This is a genomic window from Leptospira inadai serovar Lyme str. 10 (genome assembly GCF_000243675.2).
Taxonomy (GTDB): domain Bacteria; phylum Spirochaetota; class Leptospiria; order Leptospirales; family Leptospiraceae; genus Leptospira_B; species Leptospira_B inadai.
The window spans coordinates 434,077-459,076 of record NZ_AHMM02000015.1 but is presented as its reverse complement, the minus strand read 5'-3'; the positions used below and the strand labels follow the sequence as shown (position 1 = coordinate 459,076).

The following is a 25,000-nucleotide window of genomic DNA, read 5'->3' as shown; positions in this document are numbered from 1 at the left end:
AGTCTAAAACAGGTTTCCGTTCACTCTTTAGGAATTTTTAGGAACCAAATTTCTAAGCGTTCCGAAGAATTTTGAAAAAAACATCGATTCCTTTTCGCGAAAGTAATCCGTTCGTTCGCTAAATTTCGGATCGCTATCCTGTAGATGAAAATTCATTTCTTGCAAATGAGCCTCTTCTTCTTTGATGATGCTTTTCAGGGAAATTCCGCTTTCGCTTGAACTCAATGCCTGCTCATATTCTTCGTACACGAGTCCGGCCCTCTCTTCAATTAACTTTGTAACATAGAGATAACAAAGAAGTTTCCGTTTTCCAAGGGCGAACGTTTCGGAGGATAAGGAACGATTCACTAGCGAATCCAATCTCTGGAAATACATCACCGCTGAATTTCCCGCCAGTAAAGATGCCTCTTCGTAGCTTGAAAATTCTTCGGATCCGACCTTAAGAGCAAGTTTTTTAAAAAAGGCCGCGTGCCTAGCTTCTTCCGACGCATGTCGTAGAACCATTTCCGAAATGGAAATCCCCGTTTGCGAGGCATGAATTTTTCTAGCTCCGATATGCTCGAGAAGTGAAAGTGTGTTCAGCCATTTTGCATGGATGGAAGGAATTCTTTGAATGTCCTCCAAAACGGATCGAATTTCGTTTCGGCCGACCCGAGTTCTTACTTTTACACTTTGCGCTGAAGTCATATCTCCGAGCATTTCCGCTTCCGTGAAAAAATCACCTATTTTCGAATAGAAAAATAAAAATCTGCTTCCTGGAACGATAGGTTTTATCATTTTGAATGGGATGGTTTCTTCAGCATTAGAGACGTTCGGTAAGTACGGAAGATTTGTAAAATTTTCCCATACATTATTTGCGCTGCCCTTTGCAGGCATTTCTTGCATTCTCGCTTTTTTAAAAACGCCTGACGTCATGCTTGGCGAATGGGGAATCAGATTCTTTTGGGTGCTGATTTGTATGATAGGAGCGAGAAGCGCGGCGATGGGTTTCAATCGCTGGGTAGACAGCGGATTTGACGTCAAAAATCCAAGGACGGCTAATCGGGAAATTCCGGCCGGTCAAATTTCGGAAGTTGCTGCAATCTTGTTTATCATCGTTTCTTCCTTCGTTTTTTTTCTCGGGAGTTGGTTTTTAAATCCCTTAGCTTTTGCCCTTGCTTTTCCGACATTGTTTTTGCTTTTGACTTATTCTTATACGAAGAGATTCACGTTTCTTTGCCATTTCTATTTGGGGGTTTCGATAGGGTTAGCTCCTCTCGGAGCCTGGGTCGCTTTGCGCCAGGAGTTTGCTTGGGAGCCGGTCTTTTGGACAATCGGCTTAGCCTTCAATCTTTCCGGTTTCGATATTTTATACGCTTTGCAAGACGAATCTTTTGATAGGAAGGAAGGCTTGCAATCGATACCTGCCCGCTTTGGACGAAATGCGTCGCTATGGATTTCCAGGATTTCTCATCTTCTTTCCCTCCTTTTTTTGGCATGGGCGGGAATTGCCTCGGGGCTTTCCGGTATTTTTTGGCTTTTTTGGGTCGGGACAGGACTGCTGCTGATATGCGAGCAATGGATTGCAATGAAACACAAGGACGGTATTTTCCCTCCCGCATTTTACGGAATTCATTCCTGGATCTCCTTGGTTTCATTCTTGGGGATTTTGGCGGAAAAAATTCCGGAAATTCTAACAGCGATTCGTAATGTTCCTTTATAAGAATTTCATAATCGGAATAAGGAATTGAACTCTCAGAAGAATACGAAGTTAATCGTCGCAATAGCCGGCGCAAGCGGGTCCATCTACGCGACGCGATTTATACGCGCTCTGATGGAGTTGGAAGGCGAAAGTTGGTTTGTGGCGAGTCCCGCCGCGATTCGAGTTTTTCGGGAGGAATACGGGACGAAAGTCTCCTCTCCGAAAGAAGTCTTAGATTATATAGAAGAACTCTGGAGACCGACCGTTAAACATAACTTCAAAATTCGAGATCACAAAGACGTCGGTGCGGATATCGCATCCGGCTCGAATACCTGGGACGGAATGGTTATAGTACCGTGTTCGATGAAAACCGTAGCCTCGATTCGATCCGGAATTACCGATAATTTAATCGAACGGGCGGCGGATGTCAGTCTTAAAGAGAGAAGAAAATTAATTTTAGTCCCTCGCGAGACGCCTTATAATAGAATCCATTTGCAGAATATGATCGACCTTCATGATGCAGGTGCAATCTTGCTGCCTGCTTCCCCGGGATTCTATCAAATTCCTAAAACCTTGGATGACCTGGGCGATTTTATGGCGACTCGGATTTTCCGTCTGTTAGGAGTCGATGTGGATTTATATCCTAGATGGAATCCGGATTTAGAGGCCGAGTCCTAAAAATGCAATCGAATTTTATAATATTATTCTTTTCGTTTTTCGGGAAGGAGCGATTCATATTCGAAAATGGACACAAAATCGTTCCATCCCTCATCCCGCTTCTATAAGCGATGAATCGCCGACATTCGAAAGAATCGAGGTAATCTTCGAGGAACGCTTTCGGGAAAATAGAGACCGATACACTAAGTCGTAGGATTCAGACTCAGGAATTGACGGATTCAATCTGTTGAATCCGTTTATTCAAGGAAGAAGCGTCTTCGTATCTCTCGTACGAAATGGCGTTAAACTTCTGCAGATATAAACCTATCAGCTCTTCACCCGTCTGGCCGGGCATTTCAAGCGCTTTTCTAAAATTATGCAGGTCGAATTCAGGATGCTTTCCCGCGAAATTCTCCACCAACTTCTCCATATGCAAGAGAGAAGCCTCGCGGGCAATTCCGCTGGATCTACGCACTTTCAGAGAAAGATTCGCTAACGAATCCAGGTAATCGCGTACTCCCTCGGGTTCCTTATCGTTGGCAGGAAAGGAATTCCCTTCGCGATTCTTGCAGAGTTCAACGTAGCGAATGACCACGTTTTCGAAATGATCCATCCTTTCTTTGATATAAGAATTCGAATCTTCCTGCTCGGTAGGCATTTCAAAGTCTTTGATTTTAACGACGTCATACTTGTCGTAATTATCCGAGATGATACGCTTTAAATCGTCATAGCTGTCTAGCGAAACGGGTGGGAAGGTGACTACGGGAAAATTCTCTCCAATTCGCAGAAAACTAACTACGACATTGGACGCGATGATCTTACCACCCGGATATAGAGGGTTCTCCCCTACTACATTACAGTAGACGATGAGGTTTCCAGATGGGTTCTTTTCGGAGCCTTTCTCAAACTTCACGGTTTCCTTTCTCCTGTAATAACTGACTGACGATTGACGCTCATTCCCACTTTTTTATCTCTTCATTAAGATTTTCTAGAATGTTTTTGTACGCTTGGGCAACTTGACCGTTAGGCTCTTGGAAGACAAGCGGCTTTCCGGATTCACTTGCATTCATTAGATCCATCGTAAGTGGGATTCCGCCTAAGAATTTTGAATCGAAAGCATCCGCCAATTTTTGACCGCCACCTTTCGAGAAGATAGGCGAAGAATGGCCACAATTCGGACACACAAATTCACTCATATTCTCTACTACGCCCAAAATGGGTACTTTCACTTGCTCAAACATTGCCGCTGCACGACTTGCATCTAGCAATGCGACGGACTGAGGAGTAGTAACCAGAACCGCTCCATCCAGATCGATCAGCTGGGCCAGCGACAATTGAACGTCCCCAGTACCGGGAGGAAGATCGATGAAAAGAAAATCCAACTCACCCCAAACAATATCGTAAAGAAATTGCTCGACTGCCTTGCCGAGCATCGGTCCTCTCCAGACGACCGGCTGTTTTTCATCGATCAAAAAGGAGAACGATATAATCTTTAGACCGTCTTTTTCTAGCGGATAGATTTTATCTTCTTCGGCTTTTAAGGCGACTCTTCCGTTAATTCCGAACATTTTTCCGACGGATGGTCCGTAGATATCGGCGTCCATAACGCCGACCTTATATCCCAAGGCGCTCGCAGCAGCCGCCAGATTAACTGTGACCGTGGATTTTCCGACGCCTCCTTTTCCGGAGCCGATCGCGATCACTTTTTTTACTCCGACGATCTTATTCGAATCGTCGAGCTGGAACTTAGGATCGACTTCGAACTTTATCTTTATTTTTCCGATTCCTTCTTTCTTTGAGAGGGTTTGGCGGATCTGCGCTTCCAATCCGATTTGAATGCGCCTATCCTGGCTCGGAGTTTTTACGAGGATATTCGTTTCGTCCTCACCGATTTCTAAAGAAGCGATCATTCCCAAGGAAACTATGTCCTTCTTTAACTCGGGATGCTTGATCTTGGTTAGTTCACGTTGGATTTCGATTGGTTCGATTTTTCCGGCCATTTTATTCCTTTTCTTCGTACGAGATCGTTTGCGTTTCCATAAACTTGGACATGCCTTCCGAGAAAGTAAAGCGGGTGATTTGGGTGCTTTCATTATTAATTTCTAAAAAGTGAAATCCGCAATCATGCCTTGCGTCGGAAATCCGGGTGCTGGACGCGGAATTTACCACGTAGTACGGTTTTTCCTTACCCGGGGATTTTACCCAGTTCGTATGAACATGCCCATGTAAGTAGGCTACGGGAGGGTTCCCTTTTAATAATTCCGCTATTTCTTCCCGATTGCGCATCTTATGACCGCCTGATTCCTGCCTTTCGGGAGGATTCCAAATCGGGTGATGGCAAACTAGGACGTATCTGCTGGCCTGTTTATCCCGTAAGAAAGCTAACGCGTCTCGCACGACATTCGGGTCTACATATCCGTATGCGTTTAAGACGGAGAGAGGCTTATTCGAATCTAATCCGATCAGATAGAGAGACCCCACTTTTTTCCAGCGAAGATAACCTTTCGATCCTTCCACCGGATCTCCCATCCATCTGGAAAAAAACCTTTCATAGTACGGTTCCGATCCCCTCACCGCGGCGCGTGTATATCGATCATGATTTCCGGGGATCATGAAAGTCTTGTCGCTTAATATAGGTCTTAAGTATTCTAGAGAACCGAAATATTCGGTGATATGTGCTACGTTTGTAATATCGCCGGAGATGACGATGCCATCCGGATTCAAGGATAGTACTTTCTCGACGAGCGATTCCCATAGATAGATCGGATACTTACTTTTACGCCGAAGGGTGTAATTTAAGTACCCCGGTACCATCTTCCCTTTGAGGCTGGACAAAGGAAGGTGTACTGGAAAGTGGAGGTCCGATAAATGGACCAATTTCACTCGGTTTTTTTCCTCCGAATCACGCCTAAAATTTCTCCTTTTGATACGATGGAACCCTTCTCTTTCATAATTTGCGTCAGAGTGCCATGGATCGGAGACTCCATCGGGAAAGAAGCCTTATCCGTTACCAATTCGCATACCTCTTGACCAATCTCGATCGTCTCTCCTTGTTTTGCATTCCATCGAACGAGCTCAATTTTATCCGTATCGCCTAAGTCGGGAGTGATCAGTTCGAAATCGTCGGTTTTTGGTGTCATATTCGTAAAACCAGCTTGCCGAATAGAGTCCAGCCGGCATCGTGTACTAAATTTTCCAAGTTCCCTCTTATGGCAAACCAGAAATCTGTCCTCAAAGGGGCTGAAATCCTCCGAAACATCTCTGATCTTAAAAAGAGAAAGTTCTTTCATTTACGACTGAAAGGGCTGACGAAACCGACGCGAGATATTCTCTCCGAGTTGGTAAACGGGATCCTAGAAGAAGTCGGGGCGAACCCCTTAGCGGCTTTCCACCTTTTCAGCGGGTTGATGGAAGCACTTCTTAACGCAATTAAAGGTAATATTCGTCATATTATCTTTCGCGATGAACTCTTGAAAAAAATAGCCAATCTTGGCGATTCTCAAGAAGAAGCCGAAGAACTTTTAGAAGTGATTCTAGATACTTCTCCTCTCCGCGATGCGATGCAGCGATACGTTGTTCCGGATAAGATCAAGAAGCAGGTGCAAAATGTGCTGCAGCTGGAAGATCGAATTCGCGCCAAAAAACAAACTCTCGTTCCGGAAGAAACGGAATTTCTTAGGGATATTCGATCCAAGCTCGAAAAGAATCGCATGAATATTTCGGTTAAGATTCGGATCACGAATGATGAGTTGAATTTGCGAATCCGAAACGATTCTCCCATTCATAATATGGATTTCGGAAGAATCGAAGAGTCTCGCTTGAAGCATAAGGAATTATACGATCAGGGCAACTCGGCTGATTTTTTCCGTCCGGAATTTTTGGATGAAAAAGAAAGCGCGGGCTTTGGAATCGCAATGATTGACGAAGGCTTTTATACCATGGGTCTAAATCCACTGGATCTTCTGACGATTACTTCGGGAAGTAGAACTACCACAGTGTATATGAGATATCCTATCTCCGCTCTCAAAGAACTGACCTTCTAAAAAACCGGCTAGTTTTTCCTTTTCGTTCCTCCACAATTCGTTCGGGATCAGAATATCGATACTATCCCTTCCCGAACGAGCCGGAAAATCCGTCCTATAGAATGTAGCGACTTAGGTCCTTGTCTTCGACGATTCCCTTTAGTTTAGATTCCACGTAGGATTTATCGACGAGCACTTTTCTTTTTTCGGCAGGGAGATCCGGACCCTCGAAGCTGACATCCTCCAAAAGTCGTTCCATAATCGTATTCAATCTCCTGGCGCCGATATTTTCGTGCTTCTCATTCATATCGTAAGCCATACGTGCGATTTCTCGGATACCATCCTCGGAAAACTCGATTTCGATTCCGTCGGTTCTTAGCAGGGCTTGGTACTGGCGTGTTAAGGAAGAACGTGGTGCAGTAAGAATTTTTTGGAAATCTTCCATAGAGAGTTTTTCCAGCTCCACCCGGATCGGAAATCTTCCCTGCAGTTCAGGAATTAGATCCGAAGGCTTTGACATATGAAATGCACCCGCCGCAATGAAGAGTATATGATCGGTGGCAATCGGACCGATCTTGGTATTGACGGTCGCTCCTTCCACAATCGGAAGTAGATCTCTTTGCACTCCTTCTCGAGAGACGTCCGCTCCCGATCTCCCCTCCCGTCCCGCAATCTTATCGATCTCGTCCAAAAAGACGATTCCCATTTCTTCCAGTCTTTTTTGGGCTTCTCGCTGCACTTTTTCCGGGTCTAACAACTTTTCGGCTTCCGTTTCTTCTAGTATTTTTAGCGCTTCTTGGATCGGGAGTTTTCTTTTTTTCTGCTTCTTAGGCATCAAATCGCCCAGAACGTTTTGAATATGATTGTCCAAATCTTCCATATTGCCTGCTCCGAAAACTTGAAGCATCGGAATTCCTTGCGGACCGGCTTGAGGTAAATCTATCTCGACCTCTTGGTCGTCTAGCTTTCCCGATCTAAGTTTTTTACGCATCGTTTCCCGGGTTTCTGAAAAACGGCGTTTACGCTCTTCCTCGTCGACCGTTGTCGCAAATCCGATGGAAGGGGAATGAGGATCCGGACTCGGCTTGGAAGGAAACGGCAAAAGTATATCGAGAAGAGCTTCTTCGGCACCTTCTTTAGCTTTGGTTTCCACCTCCTTTCGAAATTCCTGCTTTACTAGATTGAGGGAAACCATGGCCAGATCGCGAATTATGCTTTCCACGTCCCGTCCGACATAGCCTACTTCGGTAAACTTTGTGCTTTCTACTTTTAAAAAGGGAGCCCCGCAAAGCTTGGAAAGTCTTCTTGCAATTTCGGTCTTTCCCACTCCGGTGGGACCGATCATGATGATGTTCTTAGGATAGATCTCTTCTCTGATTTCCGGATCTAATTTACGGCGGCGAGTTCTATTGCGTAAAGCGATCGCAACCGCCTTCTTCGCATTTTTTTGTCCGATAATATGCTCGTCCAATCTCGCTACGATTTCTCTCGGTGTGAGATCCTCTTCGCGAAGCCTCGGTTCGTCGGGGACGGTATTCGTTAAATGATTGCTATCGTTCATTGGTTGATTTCCTCGACGACAATAGTATGATTCGTGTAAATACAGATATCGGCTGCGATGCGCATCGATTCTTTCGCTATATCCGCCGGCTCCAATTGGGTATTGGAATACAAGGCCCTTGCTGCCGCTAAGGCATAATTACCGCCTGAACCGATTGCAAGAATGCCATCGTCCGGCGAGATAACATCCCCCGTGCCCGAAACCAGGAAGGATTCGTCTTTATCGGCCACGATTAGCATAGCTTCCAGACGACGAAGCATTCTGTCGGTTCTCCATTCGCGGGCAAGTTCCACTGCGCTTCTGGAAAGGCTTCCGCCGAATTCATGGACTTTTTTCTCGAATAACTCGAATAAGGTGAACGCGTCCGCCGCCGAACCTGCAAAGCCGGAAACGATTTTATCTCCGTACAATTTTCGGACTTTTCTGGCGGAATTTTTCATGACGGTGTTTCCGAAGGAAACCTGGCCGTCTCCGGCAATGGCTACTTTTCCGTTTCTACGAACGCAGAGAATGGTAGTTGCATAAATTTTACTGGGATGATGGATCGATTCGTTTTGCATGCGGGTGAGCCTTTCGGTAAACCTCTTTAATCTTTTCCTTACTAACGCTCAGGTAGACCTGAGTAGTGGAAAGGGAGGAATGGCCCAAAAGCTCCTGGACTGCACGGATATCCGCACCCGCGTCAAGCAAGTCCGTAGCAAAGGTGTGTCGGAATTTGTGGGGCGTGATGGGTTTGTCCCATCCCATCCGTTTCCTTCTTTCGTTCAGAATATAACGGACCCCCCTGGTCGTCAGTTTCTTTCCCTTTTGGTTCAGAAAAATTTCATCGCACTGGGGGCGAAACCTCGGTCGGACTTCCAAGTATGCAGTGAGACTTTCGATTGCCTCTTTTCCAAGATAGGCGAATCTTTCCTTGCGACGCTTTCCCAACACTTTTAAGATCGTATTGTCTCTCGAAAGCTGGGTTAAAGACGCGTCGACAAGCTCGAAAACCCTAAGTCCGGTGGAATATAAAACTTCTATTATGGCCTTATCTCTCAGGTTCAAAATCTCGGAAGCTTTTCCGTCCTCGTATTCCAGGATTTCTTCGGTCTCCTCGATTCTAAAATTTTTAGGAACCTGTTTTCGGGTCTTTGGAAAATGGACGGAAAGAATCGGGTTGCTGGGAACCAGGTCGTCCTTTTGTAATACTTTATAGAATGTGCGTAGGCTAGAAAGCTTTCTACTTTGTGTCTTTCGATCTAAGCCTTGATTTTTGGAGAGATACGCAAAATACGATCGAACATCCACCGCTTCGAGTTGGTAGATATCGAGTTGCTCGCGTTCGCTGAATTCGAAGAATGATTTTAGATCCAGAAGATAGGCATTCAAGGTATTTTGGGAATAATTCTTTTCGACACGGAGATACTCGTGAAATCGTCGAGCGGCTTGGTTCAGGATTTCTGAAGAAAACTCGGGCACTTTGATAGTGTATTCGCTCACTTGGGTCTCCGTGATGTGGTTCCCGCTCTTGAAATTCTTCCGTCCGATCTTAGTCCTGTCCGGAGCGACTTCCTTCGCGAGCGTTACTCTATTTATCGGTGACTTTGCGAAAAAGGGTCTCTCTTTCCCGAATCCAGTCCGCGATTTTTTGTTTGGATTGCTGGAAAAGATTGGGAAGTTGCTCTAGCTCTTCCTTGTTGAAATTCGAAAGAACATGGTCTGCCGTTAAAGAACTGTCCCCCGGCTTGCCGACCCCGAATCGAAGTCGAAAGAACTCGGAGGAACCTAATTTCTCGATGATGTCGCGAAGACCGTTATGGCCCCCGTGCCCCCCACCTTGTTTGAATTTTATTTTTGAAAACGGAAAATCGACTTCATCATGGACGATTAAAATATTCTGGGCAGCAATCCCGTTTTTTCTGGCCAAGTCCGCAACAGCTCGTCCAGAAAGATTCATAAACTCCAAGGGTTTTAAAAGAAAGAACGAACTCCCGTTCCGATCGATTCTGGCTTTTTCCTCATTATTGGATTTTTGGAAGCTCGCTCCCCATTCTTCCGCAAGATCGTCTATCAGCAAAAATCCTATATTATGACGGTTGCGCTCGTATTTAGTTCCGGGATTTCCCAGGCCTACGATTAGTAGTTTTAGCTGTGCCATGCTTGAAGGATTAGGTTCAACATTTTTTCCGTAGCGAGTACGGCGGCTATCGTTTGATCGCAATGAACCCCGATAGTTTTGAAATTATCTTCCTCATGATTTTCCGGCGCCCGATTCCAGGTAATCATCGTTTCTACGAGGGCATCGGTTTTTCCCCCGGGGGGAATTCGTACTTCATAGTCGACGAGTCTAGGCATCGTTACCCCTGCCTGATTAAGGATTCCGGTAAGAGCGGTCATAAATGCGTCGTAACCTCCGTCCCCTTCTCCCTTGCCTGAAAATTTTTTTCCATTTAATTCTAAATCGACTTGGGCGGTCGGTCTCGTTCCTAAGCCGGAATTGAGTTTGCAACCGGTAATCTTCAGAGCTTGGTTACTAGTGCCTCCGGATACGTCGGCAATCAGGAAAGGTAGATCTTCAGGAGTGACAGTTTTATTTTGATCTCCTAATTCGATTACCTTTTCCAATACTTTGCGTTCGATGTCCGGCGAAAGTACCATTCCTAATTGTCTTAAATTTTCAGAGATGCTGGCTTTTCCGGCCAACTTGCCGAGAGCGTAACTACGTTTTCTCCCGAAGCGTTCCGGAAGGATCGGATTCGCATAAAGATTTCCTTTTTTATCACCGTCCGCGTGAACTCCGGCGGTTTGTGTAAACACATCCTCTCCTACGACGGGTCGGTTAGCGGAAATACGTTTTCCGCTGAAGGTTTCTACAAGACGGCTTGCCTCGGTGATCGACTTTTCATCGATTCCCGTTATCACTTTTCCTTTGTCATGCAGGGCCGTGATTACCGCTTCTAATGGGGAATTCCCGGCTCGCTCTCCTAATCCGTTTACGCTTACGTGAACTCCCTTCACTCCGGCTTTAACCGCAAAGAGACAATTCGCAACGGATAAGTCGTAATCGTTGTGTCCGTGGAATTCAAAATGAAGATGCGGATATAACTTTACTAGTGCATTGACTCCTTCGAAGGTTTCGTCGGGGGAAAGTACCCCCAGAGTATCCGGAAGAAAGATTTTTCCCACAGTCTCCCGACATAGATGTTTTACGAAATCCAATACATATTGAGGGCTATTTAGGTAACCGTTCGACCAATCTTCCAGATAGATGTTAACCGAGAGACCGTTATTTACCGCATATCGTATCGTTTCCGAAACTTCGGAAAAATGTTCTTTCGGAGATTTCTTCAACTGACCTTCGAGATGCTTTAGCGAACCTTTCGTTAGCAGATTTAGAGTTTTTGCCCCGGCGGCTAAAATCCAATCGACACTTTGGCGAGAGTCCACGAATCCCAGAATTTCGATTCTGTTTTCAAGACCTTCTGAGTTTGCCCAACGCATAATTCCTCGAACGCTTTCCAGCTCTCCTTGAGAAACTCGTGCGGATGCGATTTCAACTCGATCCACCTTGAGATTTTGGAGCAAAAATTTGGCTATATTCAGTTTTTCTGATGCGGAAAAGCTGACACCTCTTGTTTGCTCCCCGTCCCTGAGAGTCACGTCGAGTATTTGGATTTTCGATTTAGAATCTGTCATCTTACGTATTTTTTTAGATCCTGAGCGGAAGGACCCATAATTTCAATCAAAGTGGAACCGGGATTTCCGATAAAAAGTCCCCCGTCTTCCAAGACCTTTAAAAAATCGTGGTTCTGGATATAATCCTCGGTCATTCGTTTCAAGACCCCTTCGCCTATCCCGTGTACTACTTCTACCAACGTTTCCCCTTTTAAGAACGCGTCTTGAATACCCGAGTCCAAAAGTCGATAGGCTTCTTCGAACCGAAGTTTTCGAATATAGATTACCTTCGGTCCTTTTTCTCTACCGTTGCCTGGATGTCTAGACTTGGGCATCTCAGGACCATACTAGCAGTTTGTTTCGGGACGAAAACAAAGAAATTGGATTTTCTGCTTTCCCTTTGAGAACCTCGTGATAGAGTTTCCTTTCTCTAAAACTGTTTAAGGAATCCGCAACACGTGACAGAGGAACCGGAACGTAAACTTCCCCGATATACCGATAAAAGAAGGGCCGCGATCTGCGGCGGAACTCTTGGAAGAGAGAATCGCTATTATATCCGCGGACAGGTTTTAGACCTGAGCATTACGGAAGAAATGAAAGATTCTTCCCGCTGGAATCTTTTAACAGGCTTATTCGAGGGTCAGGAAAAGGAAATTACCCCGTTTTTAGATTACGGGTTAGAGTCGGTAAGAAAACCGATTCTGTTAGCCGAGATTGTGGACGAATCCGGTATCGTCGTGCATCGGTCCCCCGAAATTCGGGGTGATGAAAGCGGGTTTTTCTTTCACGAATTCACTTTTCCTTTAGCGCCCGGAAATTACGTATTTCACATTCACTTCTTAAAGCCGGATTCGTACCGTCAGTTCGGAAAAGATTTGGCTTATCTAAATATCCCCGGAAAGCATGAGATTGTGGCGCAAAGCCTGATCGGCAAAGGCGCGCTAAGAATTTTACCGGAAGATTATTCGGGGTTGGTAACGACTTCGGATATCGATCAAACCTATCTTGCGACGGATATCCATTCTAATAAAGGCAAAATTTCCACGTTATTCGAAACTCCGGAACAAAAACTGCCGCTGCCCGGTATGCCGACCTTCCTAAATGAATTGCGGGAAAGCACGAACGATACTCCTCTTTGCTTTATCTCTGCGAGTCCTCATTTTTTTAGACGAACCCTGTTACAAACGTTTCGCTCTCAAGGAATCAAAACCGAATCTCTCCATTTAAAATATTTGGAAGGAACCATCAAGGGAATGGTGGATAAATTTTGGGATTCCCTTTCTCATCCGACTCGGTTTTTGACGGATGGTGTTTGGGGGGCTTTGGAACGAGTTCGTAAATTCGCCGGGTCTTCCTTCCAAAGCTTATTCGATCAACTCGCGTACAAACTGACTATTTTACTTCGAGATAGAATTTATCTGCCAAAGGATGCGAAGGAACTGTTATTAGGAGATAACACCGAAAGCGATTATTTGATTTTTACGCTGTACCAAATGATTCTTTCCGGAGTTCTGGAAGGTAAGGACCTGGAAGATTTTTTATACCGATTGAATTTTCTAGGGCGGGATGCGATCACAAGAGATAATGCCAAATTGATTCGAGAGTTGGCGGAGGAAAACAGGAGAATCCATGGTGATCTAAATCCCGTTGAACTCGTCTTAATTAACAAAACCGAATTGGGTCCTCCATCCGACGAGATGCGCTGGAATGTCCAAAGTGCATTGCCGACCGGTATAGATCCCTGGAAAATGAAAGGCATAAAGCCTTACATCCCCACCGACGGCGCGTTAGGTTTTTCGCTGATTCTAGTTTATTACGGAATTCTTGACCTTTCTTCCGTAATAAAAATCGCCGGTGAGATGGCCGGGGAATGGTTTGAGGATAAGGTAATCGATTCCAAGGCTTTGCTGGAGCTCGCGCAAAAAATCGAATTACCGGAAGAAGTCAAAGAGCTTCACCGAAGATTCTTGGAAACTCTAAAACAAGCCTTAGGAACCTGACTAAGGGGCCTTGGTTTTGGATTTGTTTTTGTGCCGATAGATCAGGAATCCTATACCTGCCGATACTAGTACTATGGAGATAATCTCGTTGTATACCGCCAAAAATTCGACGACGACTTCCCAATGACTTCCTAGATAATGGCCGGCATAAATAAGAATTCCGCACCAAATTGAAACCGCTAGAGAAAAGCAGGAAAAAAATAGGATCGGATTCATCTCCACCATTCCGGCAACAATGGAAACGAAGAATCGAATTCCGGCGGAAAACCGGGAGAAGATGACTACGATCACGCTGTTTCTGGAAAACCAATTCAGAGTCTTTTGAATAGCTTCTTCGTCATAAAGTTCGGTTTTAAACGGAAAGTCTCTATGTTTTAACCAGGCAAGGAGATGATGTCCAAAGGAATACATTAGCCAAGCGCCTAGGAGATTTCCTACCAAAGTGCTCGTAAATAAGGACCAAAAGCCGATCTTTCCTCGTGCGAGTAAAAATCCTCCGAAGGCCGTTACGGTATCTCCCGGCCAAGGTGGAAAAACGTTTTCCGTCAAATTGGACAGGGTAAAGAACAGCCAGACTAAACTAGGAGGCAGGTTGGCTACCCAATCGAGAAGATATTCTAAGGTTGATTCGAATCCGGCCATTGGGCTTAAGAAAAGGATTGTCAAGGACGGCTCGTTCGATTCAACTAAAATTCGTGAATCTTAGTCGTTTCCGAACCGCGAAAATTGTTTTCTTTCTTTTAATATTCTGTTTTACCTTCCCCTCTCCTGCACAGGAGGAAACCCTGCCTAATTTTACCGAGCAGGACCCTCTTCCCCAACGAGCGACAAAGGAAAAACCTCGTATATTTCGACACAATCGGTTGACGTATCAGGAAAAACCGTACAAGGCCCCCTCTTCGATTCCGTCCGATTTCGTACCGAGAGAATCTAAATTGTTATTTTCCACCGAATTGAAGTCAGAGCGAATTTTTGAAACGAGGGAATCGGCCATAATTCTGAATCATTCCTTGTCCAAAGAACGATTGGAGATTTATTACGAAACGGTATTTTCCTACCTGAATTTTAAAGTATTACAAAATCAGAAATCGCCTGAAAAAAGCGTTTATTTGGTGGAAGGCATGAATCGGAAAACGGTCGCGGTTTCGATTTCCCCCGACGGAACCGGGTCTCTGGTGAAATTGTTTTACAGAAAATCGGGAGGATTTTGATGATCGCCCGCGAAGGAACCGGTGATCCGAATAGAACCGCATTTAATATACTTCTAGCGATACTATTCTTAGGAGCCGGAGCGCTTTTATTTTTCGTTCTTCGTCCTTATTTTTACTCTTCGCTAGTCGCATTAATTTTGTACCTGGCAACGAGAAAACAGTATAAGCAATTACGCAAATTGATCGGACTAAAACTCGATTTTCTTGCCCCTTGGATTATGATCGGTTTCGTATGCATGATCGTTTTGTTGCCTTCCTATTTCGTCATACGTACGCTCATAGACGAGTCTTTATCCATCCTGTTTAAGATTCGGATTTCCCTATCGGAAGACAAGATTATCGAAACCCTGATGAGCCTGAATATGCTCACTGATTTGGTTACGGATAATCCTTTTTTTTGGGTGAAGTTACCGGAAATTTACGGAGATTTTGCCCGGAACTATATCGATATTTTAAACTTAGATAGCTTATACGCGGTTCTTAGCAACGCTTCCTCGTTGATACTCGGGTCCATCGATTTACCTGCCGGTATTATCATGAATCTATTCTTTTCTCTACTCCTTCTATTTTTTCTGTACCAAGACGGTAAAAAGGTGGAACGATTTATTTCGGATAATCTTCCCTTTTCGCGCGAATTGGAAGAACAAGTCGGTCGAAAAATCGCTTCCGCAGTACAAACGGTCTTTCGAGGAAATCTGATCGTTTCCATTATGCAAGGAGCGGCAGTTTACGTATTACTGGTATTTGCTCGCATTTCCAACCCGTTTCTATATGCTAGTTTGGCCGCCTTCTTTTCGATCATACCGGTCATCGGTACCTCGGTAGTTTGGTTACCGATCGGTTTGTACATTATGTTTATCGAAAATAATATCGTAGGCGCGAGCTTGTTTATGATTGCCGGACTTACCTTTTATTTGGTGCTGGAAAACGTCGTCAAACCTAAGATGCTGGATAAAAAACTAAGAATCCATCCCCTACTAGTATTTCTCTCGCTGATCGGAGGGATCCAGCAATTCGGAATCATGGGACTCGTATTGGGGCCGGTAGCGGTCACTCTGATTGTGATACTTTGGGATTTTTGGAAGTTGTATCGAAAGGATTTTTTTGTACGATGAGGAAAGGCTGACGGAATTATCGTGGAAGAATCAAAACCGCTTTCCGTATCGGAAGTCAACTCGATCGTCAAACAACTTTTAACCGGGCCCGACCTGCTCCGAAACGTCTGGGTCCAGGGAGAAGTCTCCAATCTTTCTAGATCCCACCAAGGTCATATTTATTTTAATTTAAAAGATTCTAAATCCCTATTGGCATGCACTTTCTTTTCGTACAGTAACGGAAGATATAAGGGACGACCCTTGGAAAACGGAATGGAGGTCCGCGCTTACGGAAGTATTTCCGTCTACGAACCCAAAGGACAGTATAACTTAAACGTAGCCAAAGTCGAGGAAGTCGGTCAGGGAGATCTTCTCCTTAAAATCGAAGCGTTAAAGCGAAAACTAGCGGCCCAAGGAATTTTCGATCCAGAGCGAAAGAAGGAGTTGCCGTCATTCCCCTGGACCATCGGTGTTGCCACTTCGCCGACCGGCGCCGCAATCGAAGATATTATTCGAATCGCTAAGCAGCGCTTTCCTAAGATTAATATCCTGATTTCGCCCTGTCTCGTACAAGGAGACGGTGCTCCGGATTCCATAGTAAGCGCGATTCGAGAATTGAATGACCCTGCTTGGAACGTGGATGTTATCATTGCGGGGAGAGGCGGTGGAAGTTTCGAGGATTTGATCGCATTCAACGATGAAAAAGTAGTTTTAGCGTTTGCAGAATCCAGGGTTCCGATCGTGTCCGCCGTGGGCCATCAAATCGATTCGGTGCTTTCCGATCTAGCTGCCGACGCGTTCGCACCGACACCTACGGCTGCGGCCGAGATCGTGGTTCCGGAAATGGAAGTCGTAGAATCCGAATTGATGGAATTTGAAGCCCGTTTAGAAACGGCGTTAAAAAACCAGATGAGATACTTGGCGGAACGGTTAAGAATTTTAACCAATAAGATGGCCTTTACCGATCCCAAGTCCATGCTGAACGAGAGAATTCTTCGCTTGGATGAAACGACATCCAGAATTCAGCTCTTGAGTAAGAATTTTTTAATGCAAGCAGGCAATCGATTACTCCCCTATTCTACGGGATTGCCGATGACCTTCCGGGCTCTTTTGGAGAGAAAAAGGAAAGAATTTCAACTTTTAGCAGGTAAAGTAGAGGGACTTTCCCCCCTCGGGACATTGAAACGCGGTTATTCCGTAGTTAGAACAAAGGGAAAAAAAGTCGTTACCTCTCCGGCTCAAGTGAAAATTGAGGAAGAGCTCGAGGTAATCCTTTCCGAGGGAAGACTGAGTGTTATAAATCGAGGTGAATTACATGGCAAAGAAGACAGATATTAGCTTCGAGCAGGCCCTATCCGAGCTGGAGCAAATTGCGGAGAAATTGGAAAGAGGTCAATTAACCTTGGAAGAATCCATTAAAGCGTACGAACGCGGAATGGAGCTTCGTGGCTTATGCCAGGGAATCTTGGCGGAGGCAGAGGGCAAAATCGAATATTTATCAAAATCGACTTCCGGAGAAACCCAAAAGAAAACGGCTGCGCCCAAAAGCGACGGCTCTACTCGGACGGCAAATCCACCGGCCGAAGATAACGAATTATTTTAGGTTTTTATATCATATAAATCTCTAATTTTTACATTATTAAATGACTTACCAATTCTACCGAATCTCTGAAATTTAGTCATTTTTTTCTTGATTTATTTTCAAAAACTGTAATTTTTCCGAAATTCTTTAATATTTTGGGAGCATAAATATATGGAAGGGAATTCCGGAGTCGGAATCATCGGGATCTTACTATATGCGGTCGTAATTATCGCTTTTCTGGCTGCGAACTGGAAAATATATGAAAAAGCTGGAAAACCTGGTTGGGCGGCGATCATCCCCATTTACAACCTTGTGGTACTTATGGAAATCGTGGGTAAGCCGGTTTGGTGGGTAATTCTATTCTTTGTACCTTGCGTTAACTTAGTCGTGTTCATACTGGTGGCGATAGAACTTGCAAAAGCGTTCGGTAAATCGGCAGGATTTGCAGTACTATTCTTTGTAGTTGGAATCGGCTATTTTATCCTCGGATTCTCGGATGCAAAATACCAAGGTCCTGCGAAATCGACCTAATCGATTGATTTCAATAGAAAACCGGCTTCAGTTTGGAGCCGGTTTTTCTTTCTTTTCGAGATTCGCTAGAGCGAGACCTGCTCTTACTTTTTTAATCGGCATAGCTGCCGTACTATCGTTTTCATTCTATCTTCCCCTAGACACGGAATCGAAGCATTGGTTTACGCTTTGCTGGTGGAAACAATTAACCGGCTCGGATTGTCCCGGTTGTGGAATCGGTAGGTCTTTGGTTTGCTTTTTCAGAGGAGACGTTTCCGCATCCTGGAAATATCATCCTTTCGGAATTCCATTAGGAAGCTCATTTGTTCTACTCTTTGCAATGTTTTGTAAAATGACGGCTGAAGAATGGGATTCGTTCCTTTCGGGAAAAGTTTTCACCGTATATGCCTTCGGTTTCGGTATTTCCCTTTTTACTTGGTTCTTATTCGTAAAACCTTGAATATCATATTTATTGAATACTCAACGTAAAGCCGCCGCCCGTGCTGACCGGGACGACGACGCAACGAATAGCGAGATTTGTCGTGGATACGTTCGAAATCGTATCGTTCCCGATATTTTCACTTCTAAGCTCGACTTTACTAAAGTCCGAAGGCGTTAACGTGTATCCTTCCGCGCCGATCCAAAGATCCGCTTCTCCGGAACTGACCGACACTGTAAACGTTTCCGTAGAAGTACTATCGCCCACGAATTTATAAAAATAGTACGTAAAGTTTTGGCTCGTAACCGGGGTACTACTTCCCCGCAGTACGGTCGTGATGGAAGAATCGGCACAACCCTGAGTCGGAACAGGAGTAAAGCTGGCACCGTATGCGGAATATAATAATGCTGCGGCGGAATCGTTCGTGCTACTGGAACTATTGCTATTGGAATGGCAGGTCCAGAAAACTGCCGGCAATAAATATAAGAGGATAAAAGGGATTTTGTCGATTTGCACTACTCGCTCTCCCGAATCGATGGCTCTGTATAAGTTAAGAACCCGCTCGGAGTCTTTCGGCTCCCTAAAAATGGAAATGGTTCGGAAATTGTGTCGGAAAATTCCCCCGGACTTGAATCTCGGTGACGATTCATTTCGAATCGGATTTTCTCATCCGACTAGCTTAGAAATAATGAGAATGACATTTTATACTCGGAAGTAAGACGAAAAAATCGGCCCAGGTTACCTAAACAAATGATAGCATTTTCCGTCTAAAATAAAAGCATTAGAACAAGGAGGAGTGTTGGAATTAGGCGGGTTTTAGAAGAGATAGATCGGATTGCCCGAGTGGCTCCCCCTGCTGGGCTCGAACCAGCGACCCAATGATTAACAGTCATTTGCTCTACCGACTGAGCTAAAGGGGAGTTTCCTCGGTACGACGCCTATTTTTTCGAATCGGGGTAGGTTGGCAATGAAATTTCTTTGAGACATAGCCATTTTTCCAACCGGGATTCGATGAGAAAATTCAGCTAAAACGAGAACTGTTTGTAAAAAAAGCTTTGGTAGATTTGGAAAGTCCAGATAGCGTGACATAATCCAAAAACGCAATATATCCGACCGGAGTTTCATATGAGGAGCATGCTATGAAGCTAAATAGACATTTCACTAAGCCAACTGAAGGCTTTTCCGCAGAACTTAAATGGGCTAAACGAAATTCCAGGATTTCGAACCCGGATGGTTCCGTTGTTTTTGAAGCCAAAGACATTCTTGTTCCCGAACAATGGTCGCAAGTTGCCGTGGATATCCTCGCTCAGAAGTATTTTCGACGAAAAGGCATTCCTAAGTATTTAAAACGCGTGGAAGAAAAAGGAATCCCGCATTGGCTGCAACGGTCCGAGCCGGACATGGAGAAATTGGAATCCTTGAAACAGGAAGATCGCTTCGGTGGTGAAACTTCCGCTCTGCAAGTTTTTGAGCGCTTGGCAGGCTGTTGGACCTATTGGGGTTATAAATACGGATACTTTACGGATGAAGACAGTGCCAAAGTCTTTTTTGATGAAGTCGTTTTCATGCTCGCTTCTCAAATGGCCGCTCCAAATTCCCCTCAATGGTTTAATACTGGTCTTCATTGGGCTTACGGCATCGATGGAAAATCTCAAGGGCATTTTTACGTAGATCCAAAAACTGGAAAGCTTGTTAAATCAGCGTCCGCGTATGAGCATCCGCAACCTCACGCATGCTTTATTCAAAGCGTGGATGATGATCTAGTCAACGAAGGCGGGATCATGGATCTCTGGGTTCGGGAGGCTCGCCTATTCAAATACGGTTCCGGAACCGGAACGAATTTCTCTAATCTACGTGCGGAAAACGAGTCCCTATCCGGTGGGGGGAAAAGCTCCGGTTTGATGAGCTTCTTAAAAATCGGTGATAGAGCCGCAGGAGCGATAAAATCCGGGGGTACCACTCGTCGAGCCGCGAAGATGGTTTGTTTGGACGTGGATCATCCGGATATCGATCGTTTCGTAGATTGGAAAGTCGAAGAAGAAAAGAAAGTCGCTTCTCTCGTTACCGGCTCGATACTCAATAATCGCCATCTGAATGCGATTATGAAAACTTGCTACGAGATTGAAGGTTCCGACCGCTTTGATCCCAAAAAAAATGCGGCTTTAAAAAAGGCTATCGTCGAGGCTAAGAAAGTCTTAATCCCGGATAATTATATCAAGCGGGTGATCGATCTCGCTAAACAAGGATATAAAGAAATCCTATTTGAAGAATTGACTACCGATTGGCAATCGGAAGCCTATAATACCGTTTCAGGCCAGAATAGTAATAACTCCGTTCGCTTGCCGAACGAGTTCATGACTGCCGTAGAGCAGGACCAGGCTTGGCATCTTTACAATCGAACGGAAAAAGAAAAGGCACTGAAGGAAAAACGATCTCCAAAACCTTCGAAAACGATTCGTGCCCGGGAACTTTGGGATCGAATTTCCTATGCGGCCTGGTCCTCCGCAGATCCGGGAACTCAGTATCATACGACGATCAACGAATGGCATACATGTCCGGAAGACGGGGATATTCATGCATCCAATCCATGCTCTGAATATATGTTCTTGGACAATACCGCTTGTAATTTAGCCTCTGCGAACCTTCAGAAGTTTATCAACCCGGAAACTCTTATTTTTGATGTGGAAGGGTTTCGGTATCTTTGTAGCCTCTGGACGATTATTTTAGAAATCTCGGTTACTATGGCGCAATTTCCGTCGAAGGAGATCGCGGAACTTTCTTATAAGTTCCGAACTCTCGGTTTAGGATATGCAAATCTAGGATCCGCTTTAATGATTATGGGAATTCCCTATGATTCTAAGGAAGCCATGGCGATCACCGGCGCGATCACCAGCATTATGCATATGACCGCCTACTCTATATCTGCGGAAATGGCTAAGGAATTAGGTCCGTTTGCAGGGTACGAAAAGAACAAAAAGCATATGCTTCGCGTAATACGAAATCATCGTAGAGCCGCTTATAATGCCCCGTCTCAGGATTACGAAGGACTCACGATTAAACCGGTAGGAATTGATCCTGCGTTCTGCCCTTCGTATTTGTTAAAGGCCGCGCAAGAGGATTCCGACAAGGCTCGGGAGTTGGGAGAAAAATACGGATACCGCAACGCGCAGGTCACCGTAATTGCGCCCACCGGAACGATCGGTTTGGTTATGGATTGCGATACTACTGGTATCGAACCGGATTTTGCATTGGTGAAATTCAAAAAATTGGCCGGCGGCGGCTACTTCAAAATCATCAATCAATCCGTTCCCCTCGCCCTTAAAAAGCTAGGTTATTCTCCTGCGGAGATCGAATCGATTATCAACTACTGTAAGGGTCACGCTACGTTAAACGGAGCCCCGGTAGTGAATACGCAAAGCTTAAAGGAAAAAGGTTTTACCAACGAAATTTTGGAAAAAGTGGAAGCCTCTCTTCCTCTGGCCTTCGATATTAATTTCGCTTTCAATAAGTTCAATCTGGGAGAGGACTTCCTGCATAAGAACCTAGGCATCCCGAAGGAAACGTACGATTCCTTCGGATTTAATCTTTTGGAATACCTAGGCTTTTCGAAGGACGATATTAACAAGGCCAACGACTACGTTTGCGGAACGATGACTATCGAGAATGCGCCGTATCTGAAGGAGAAAGATTATCCGGTGTTCGATTGCGCGAATAAATGCGGAAAATACGGAAAGCGTTACCTATCCTACGAATCTCATATTCGAATCATGGCGGCGGCTCAGCCGTTTATCAGCGGAGCGATTTCAAAAACGATCAATCTCCCTGAAGATGCGACGGTCGAAGATATTAAAAACGCATATTATCTTTCTTGGAAAGCGATGATCAAGGCTAACGCTCTTTATCGTGACGGTTCTAAACTTTCACAACCTTTAAATTCGGTTCTCGAACTTTTGAACGGAATCGAATTGGAGGATCAGGAAGAAATCGCCGAAGCCGCGGTGTCCAAAGATCCACTGCAATTTGCGGAGAAGATCGTCTATAAATATATCTCTCATCGCCGTAAATTACCGAATCGCAGAGCGGGCTATACGCAAAAAGCGGTTGTCGGCGGACACAAAGTATATCTTCGAACCGGAGAATATGAGGATGGCCAGATCGGAGAAATCTTTGTCGATATGCACAAGGAAGGCGCGGCGTTCAGAAGCTTAATGAACGCATTTGCAATTTCGGTTTCTTTAGGACTTCAGCATGGAGTGCCTTTAGAGGAATTTGTGGATGCGTTTACCTTCTTTAAATTCGAACCGAATGGAATCGTTACCGGAAATAAACATATTAAAATGAGTACCTCCGTAATCGATTTTATCTTCAGAGAACTTGCGATTACTTATCTGGGCAGATATGACCTTGGTCAAGTTGCACCGGAAGATCTTCGTGGTGACGAAATCGGATCTAGAAAATCTTCCGAATCAATTCGGCAGACCAACACTTCGGCCCAATCGGTTTCTACAGGATCGTCTTTTTCGGATGTTCCGCGAGCCGAGCCGGAAACTATTTCTTATTCTCAGATGATCGCTAAGGAAAAACCTTCTTCGGGAATCGCTTTAATGGAAGAAATTAAGATGGCTAAGATCAAGGGGTACACCGGCGATTCTTGCACGGAATGCGGTTCTTTCGAAATGGTTCGTAACGGATCTTGCTTAAAATGCATGTCTTGCGGTGCGACTACCGGGTGTTCTTGATTTATAGACGCAGGTTATTCGCAGTTTAAGAATTTAGAATACGGCTATCCGCGATTCGAATATTTCGATAAGCCCCGGGCGATTCGTCGCTCGGGGCTTTTTTGTTGCGGTATCTAAAGTAGGATTTATCGCAGTGATTATTTACAAACGAACAGTTCTAAGTCATAGTACAGAGACAGAGATTGCACTCTTTTCAATCTTTGCGTCCGAAGGATCGCTCTAGTAAAGCCTTAACATTCGAATGAGAGAGAAAAAAGAGGCCACTATTCGAATGAAAGGTTTTCCTTTAGGAGAGATATGATCTCTCTTAATGAAAACGCGAGCAGGAAGGACGCTTGTGTACTAATAAATTAATTAGGAAGATCACGGAGGCGGCGCAATTGGCGGCGGTCCAGGAGCAGGAGGGCCTCCGTTTAAGCCCGGGATTTTGATTTCCGGCTTTTGCAAAATTCCGGTGATCGGGAGGCATTTGCCTCCCCCGCTCTTTTCTAAAAGTGCAAGCATTCCGACGATATCTTCCCGTTCCAGGGCGAAATTGCGTTCTAATTCAAGGCAAACTTTCAGATTTAATTGGGAAAAACCGATGGAATCCGAAAGCCGAATATTTCCGGTTACATCGAAACGAGCAATCGAGGTATCCAAGACAAATTCGTCTATATCCAAATTTCCTTGGTTGAGCCTAGATTTAAGAGATAATTTATTGATTCTAAAATTCTCAAGTTTATCCAGAACAGGAAGCTCCGGTAAGCCCGGTAAAAATCCCCTACTTCCGGAAGGCATAGCAATTTGGAAGGATCCGCTCTGTCGACTCGGGGGCAATATTATAGAATCTAGTTTTAAGAAACCTTTTAAGGAATCGATCGTGCCGAGCGGGTTTCCGTCGTAATCAAGCTTGATTCCCGAAATCTGAAATTCTCCGTTTATCTTCTTGCGAAGTAAAGAGATGAGACCCGCTTGTATGCTTGCTTCATTAGCCTTGGCACGAACGCCTGGGCCGCTAATTTCCAGGGATTTAGCGGAAATTTCGCCAAATATAATAGAAACTTTAAGTTCTCTGAAGGATAAGCCGGAAGGTCCTCCCGGGCCGGAGTTGATTGCGCTACGAACTATATTTTCGTAGGGAAATAATAAAAAAGAAAAGAAAAGGAAGAAAAAAGCCCCCAATCCGACTAGGATCAATTTTTGTTTTAGGCTGAAACGCGGAGAGATCTCCTCCTCTACTTCTTCGGGAAGTTCCTCCAATTCCATAGTGAGAAACTCTTCTTCCTCATTGGAAATAGCTTCCTCTTCTCTTATTTTTTCTCGCGGCATACTGTTCTACCTGGCCTTTCCACTGTATGCGGCGATCTTCATATTAACGTCGTAAGTGCTACGGTCTTGATACGGTTTACTGACTTGAAAGAATTCTACTTTTGCATTAACGCGTTTGTTTTTATCGATATCGTAAACGACTTTCATCATCGATTCCAAAGTAACACCTCGAAAATTCACGTCGAAAATTAAAACTTGGTATTTTCCCTTGTCGATGTCCTTTGCCGGAATGGGTTTCATGGTTGAAATTCTATCTTTTACTCCATGATCCAAAAATATTTTTTCGAGTTTGCCGGAAAATTCGCTAGGATCTCTCTCTCCGCCTGTTGTGTCTAACGTGCTGAAATACAGGTATTCACCGATGATTTTGTCCAATTTGGCAAGTTGGCCGGGGGTATCATTAACGGTTTCCGACAAATCGGTTCGAAGTCTATAGATTTTCCTGCCTGCGACGAATAGCAAGGCTATAATCACCATTCCGCCGGCGATTAAAAGAAGAAGGCGTTCCCGTGGTTCTAATTTCTGCCACATAAAAC

26 protein-coding genes and 1 tRNA gene are annotated in these 25,000 nt (G+C 44.7%); 11 read left to right on the top strand and 16 right to left on the bottom strand.

Features of this window, described 5'->3' with window-relative positions; all coding sequences use genetic code 11:
• Positions 1-27: 27 nt before the first annotated feature.
• Positions 28-687 (bottom strand): hypothetical protein, encoded by a 660-nt coding sequence (locus LEP1GSC047_RS05910; protein ID WP_039934330.1) that lies wholly within the window; start codon positions 685-687, stop codon positions 28-30.
• A gap of 100 nt (positions 688-787) precedes the next feature.
• Between LEP1GSC047_RS05910 and LEP1GSC047_RS05905 the strand changes: the two genes are divergently transcribed.
• Positions 788-1,702 (top strand): UbiA-like polyprenyltransferase, encoded by a 915-nt coding sequence (locus tag LEP1GSC047_RS05905; protein ID WP_039934160.1) that lies wholly within the window; start codon positions 788-790, stop codon positions 1,700-1,702.
• A 24-nt stretch (positions 1,703-1,726) separates the two neighbouring features.
• Complete coding sequence (locus LEP1GSC047_RS05900) at positions 1,727-2,359, top strand: UbiX family flavin prenyltransferase (protein WP_010419288.1); 633 nt, start codon at positions 1,727-1,729, stop codon at positions 2,357-2,359.
• Positions 2,360-2,561: 202 nt separating this feature from the next.
• On the opposite strand, the gene LEP1GSC047_RS05895 is transcribed toward LEP1GSC047_RS05900, so the two are convergent.
• Genes LEP1GSC047_RS05895 through LEP1GSC047_RS05880 form a run of 4 tightly spaced genes read right to left on the bottom strand, consistent with a single transcriptional unit; the run spans position 2,562 to position 5,478 of the window.
• On the bottom strand, positions 2,562-3,251 hold the full coding sequence (locus LEP1GSC047_RS05895) for a hypothetical protein (RefSeq protein ID WP_010419292.1): 690 nt from the start codon (positions 3,249-3,251) through the stop codon (positions 2,562-2,564).
• Between the two features lie 40 nt (positions 3,252-3,291).
• Complete coding sequence (locus tag LEP1GSC047_RS05890) at positions 3,292-4,338, bottom strand: Mrp/NBP35 family ATP-binding protein (protein ID WP_010419295.1); 1,047 nt, start codon at positions 4,336-4,338, stop codon at positions 3,292-3,294.
• 1 nt (position 4,339) lies between these two features.
• On the bottom strand, positions 4,340-5,221 hold the full coding sequence (locus tag LEP1GSC047_RS05885) for a metallophosphoesterase family protein (protein WP_010419298.1): 882 nt from the start codon (positions 5,219-5,221) through the stop codon (positions 4,340-4,342).
• Positions 5,218-5,478: a lipoyl domain-containing protein gene (locus LEP1GSC047_RS05880; RefSeq protein ID WP_010419301.1), complete on the bottom strand. Its 261-nt coding sequence runs from the start codon at positions 5,476-5,478 to the stop codon at positions 5,218-5,220. Before LEP1GSC047_RS05880 ends, LEP1GSC047_RS05885 begins: the two co-directional genes overlap by 4 nt.
• A gap of 69 nt (positions 5,479-5,547) precedes the next feature.
• Here LEP1GSC047_RS05880 and LEP1GSC047_RS05875 point away from each other — a divergent pair, with 69 nt between their 5' ends.
• Positions 5,548-6,381, top strand: coding sequence for a hypothetical protein (locus tag LEP1GSC047_RS05875; RefSeq protein ID WP_010419302.1), 834 nt, complete (start codon positions 5,548-5,550; stop codon positions 6,379-6,381).
• A gap of 94 nt (positions 6,382-6,475) precedes the next feature.
• On the opposite strand, the gene hslU is transcribed toward LEP1GSC047_RS05875, so the two are convergent.
• The 6 genes from hslU to LEP1GSC047_RS05845 all read right to left on the bottom strand — a co-directional run bounded on the left by hslU (position 6,476) and on the right by LEP1GSC047_RS05845 (position 11,913).
• Entirely contained in the window at positions 6,476-7,921 is a 1,446-nt protein-coding gene (gene hslU / locus LEP1GSC047_RS05870) for an ATP-dependent protease ATPase subunit HslU (RefSeq protein ID WP_010419306.1), read from the bottom strand.
• Complete coding sequence (gene hslV, locus LEP1GSC047_RS05865; protein WP_010419309.1) at positions 7,918-8,481, bottom strand: ATP-dependent protease subunit HslV; 564 nt, start codon at positions 8,479-8,481, stop codon at positions 7,918-7,920. Before hslV ends, hslU begins: the two co-directional genes overlap by 4 nt.
• A complete protein-coding gene (locus tag LEP1GSC047_RS05860) occupies positions 8,450-9,403 on the bottom strand; it encodes a tyrosine-type recombinase/integrase (protein WP_010419311.1) in 954 nt (317 codons plus the stop codon). The genes hslV and LEP1GSC047_RS05860 overlap by 32 nt, the downstream gene beginning before the upstream one ends.
• A gap of 88 nt (positions 9,404-9,491) precedes the next feature.
• The gene (gene pth, locus LEP1GSC047_RS05855; RefSeq protein ID WP_010419313.1) at positions 9,492-10,061 is read right to left on the bottom strand and encodes an aminoacyl-tRNA hydrolase; all 570 of its coding nucleotides are present in this window, start codon (positions 10,059-10,061) and stop codon (positions 9,492-9,494) included.
• The gene (gene cimA / locus LEP1GSC047_RS05850) at positions 10,049-11,599 is read right to left on the bottom strand and encodes a (R)-citramalate synthase CimA (RefSeq protein ID WP_010419315.1); all 1,551 of its coding nucleotides are present in this window, start codon (positions 11,597-11,599) and stop codon (positions 10,049-10,051) included. Before cimA ends, pth begins: the two co-directional genes overlap by 13 nt.
• Complete coding sequence (locus LEP1GSC047_RS05845) at positions 11,596-11,913, bottom strand: Smr/MutS family protein (protein WP_010419318.1); 318 nt, start codon at positions 11,911-11,913, stop codon at positions 11,596-11,598. The genes cimA and LEP1GSC047_RS05845 overlap by 4 nt, the downstream gene beginning before the upstream one ends.
• A 123-nt stretch (positions 11,914-12,036) precedes the next feature.
• Between LEP1GSC047_RS05845 and LEP1GSC047_RS05840 the strand changes: the two genes are divergently transcribed.
• Positions 12,037-13,578 carry a phosphatase domain-containing protein gene (locus LEP1GSC047_RS05840; RefSeq protein ID WP_010419320.1) on the top strand — a complete coding sequence of 514 codons (1,542 nt, stop codon included), beginning with the start codon at positions 12,037-12,039 and terminating at the stop codon, positions 13,576-13,578.
• Here the strand turns inward: LEP1GSC047_RS05840 and LEP1GSC047_RS05835 are convergent, their stop codons facing one another.
• A complete protein-coding gene (locus LEP1GSC047_RS05835) occupies positions 13,579-14,220 on the bottom strand; it encodes a DedA family protein (RefSeq protein ID WP_010419323.1) in 642 nt (213 codons plus the stop codon).
• A 221-nt stretch (positions 14,221-14,441) separates the two neighbouring features.
• Between LEP1GSC047_RS05835 and LEP1GSC047_RS22085 the strand changes: the two genes are divergently transcribed.
• From LEP1GSC047_RS22085 to LEP1GSC047_RS05805, 6 genes are all read left to right on the top strand, one after another.
• Complete coding sequence (locus LEP1GSC047_RS22085) at positions 14,442-14,789, top strand: hypothetical protein (protein WP_238325524.1); 348 nt, start codon at positions 14,442-14,444, stop codon at positions 14,787-14,789.
• Positions 14,789-15,904 carry an AI-2E family transporter gene (locus LEP1GSC047_RS05825; RefSeq protein ID WP_010419329.1) on the top strand — a complete coding sequence of 372 codons (1,116 nt, stop codon included), beginning with the start codon at positions 14,789-14,791 and terminating at the stop codon, positions 15,902-15,904. Before LEP1GSC047_RS22085 ends, LEP1GSC047_RS05825 begins: the two co-directional genes overlap by 1 nt.
• A 21-nt stretch (positions 15,905-15,925) precedes the next feature.
• A complete protein-coding gene (xseA, locus tag LEP1GSC047_RS05820; RefSeq protein ID WP_010419331.1) occupies positions 15,926-17,221 on the top strand; it encodes an exodeoxyribonuclease VII large subunit in 1,296 nt (431 codons plus the stop codon).
• The gene (locus LEP1GSC047_RS05815) at positions 17,199-17,486 is read left to right on the top strand and encodes an exodeoxyribonuclease VII small subunit (protein ID WP_010419334.1); all 288 of its coding nucleotides are present in this window, start codon (positions 17,199-17,201) and stop codon (positions 17,484-17,486) included. The genes xseA and LEP1GSC047_RS05815 overlap by 23 nt, the downstream gene beginning before the upstream one ends.
• 150 nt (positions 17,487-17,636) lie before the next feature.
• Complete coding sequence (locus LEP1GSC047_RS05810; protein WP_010419337.1) at positions 17,637-17,996, top strand: DUF5684 domain-containing protein; 360 nt, start codon at positions 17,637-17,639, stop codon at positions 17,994-17,996.
• Positions 17,962-18,435 (top strand): DUF2752 domain-containing protein, encoded by a 474-nt coding sequence (locus LEP1GSC047_RS05805; RefSeq protein ID WP_010419339.1) that lies wholly within the window; start codon positions 17,962-17,964, stop codon positions 18,433-18,435. Before LEP1GSC047_RS05810 ends, LEP1GSC047_RS05805 begins: the two co-directional genes overlap by 35 nt.
• Positions 18,436-18,444: 9 nt before the next feature.
• Here the strand turns inward: LEP1GSC047_RS05805 and LEP1GSC047_RS05800 are convergent, their stop codons facing one another.
• Positions 18,445-18,930, bottom strand: a complete 486-nt coding sequence (locus LEP1GSC047_RS05800) for a hypothetical protein (RefSeq protein WP_010419341.1) — start codon at positions 18,928-18,930, stop codon at positions 18,445-18,447.
• Between the two features lie 328 nt (positions 18,931-19,258).
• Positions 19,259-19,334: transfer RNA gene (locus LEP1GSC047_RS05790), tRNA-Asn, on the bottom strand.
• A 219-nt stretch (positions 19,335-19,553) separates the two neighbouring features.
• Here LEP1GSC047_RS05790 and LEP1GSC047_RS05785 point away from each other — a divergent pair.
• Entirely contained in the window at positions 19,554-23,153 is a 3,600-nt protein-coding gene (locus tag LEP1GSC047_RS05785; protein WP_010419345.1) for a vitamin B12-dependent ribonucleotide reductase, read from the top strand.
• A 363-nt stretch (positions 23,154-23,516) separates the two neighbouring features.
• Here LEP1GSC047_RS05785 and gspN read toward each other — a convergent pair whose 3' ends face one another.
• A complete protein-coding gene (gene gspN, locus LEP1GSC047_RS05780; RefSeq protein ID WP_010419347.1) occupies positions 23,517-24,464 on the bottom strand; it encodes a type II secretion system protein GspN in 948 nt (315 codons plus the stop codon).
• A gap of 6 nt (positions 24,465-24,470) precedes the next feature.
• Positions 24,471-24,995 carry a hypothetical protein gene (locus tag LEP1GSC047_RS05775; RefSeq protein WP_010419349.1) on the bottom strand — a complete coding sequence of 175 codons (525 nt, stop codon included), beginning with the start codon at positions 24,993-24,995 and terminating at the stop codon, positions 24,471-24,473.
• Positions 24,996-25,000: the final 5 nt, after the last annotated feature.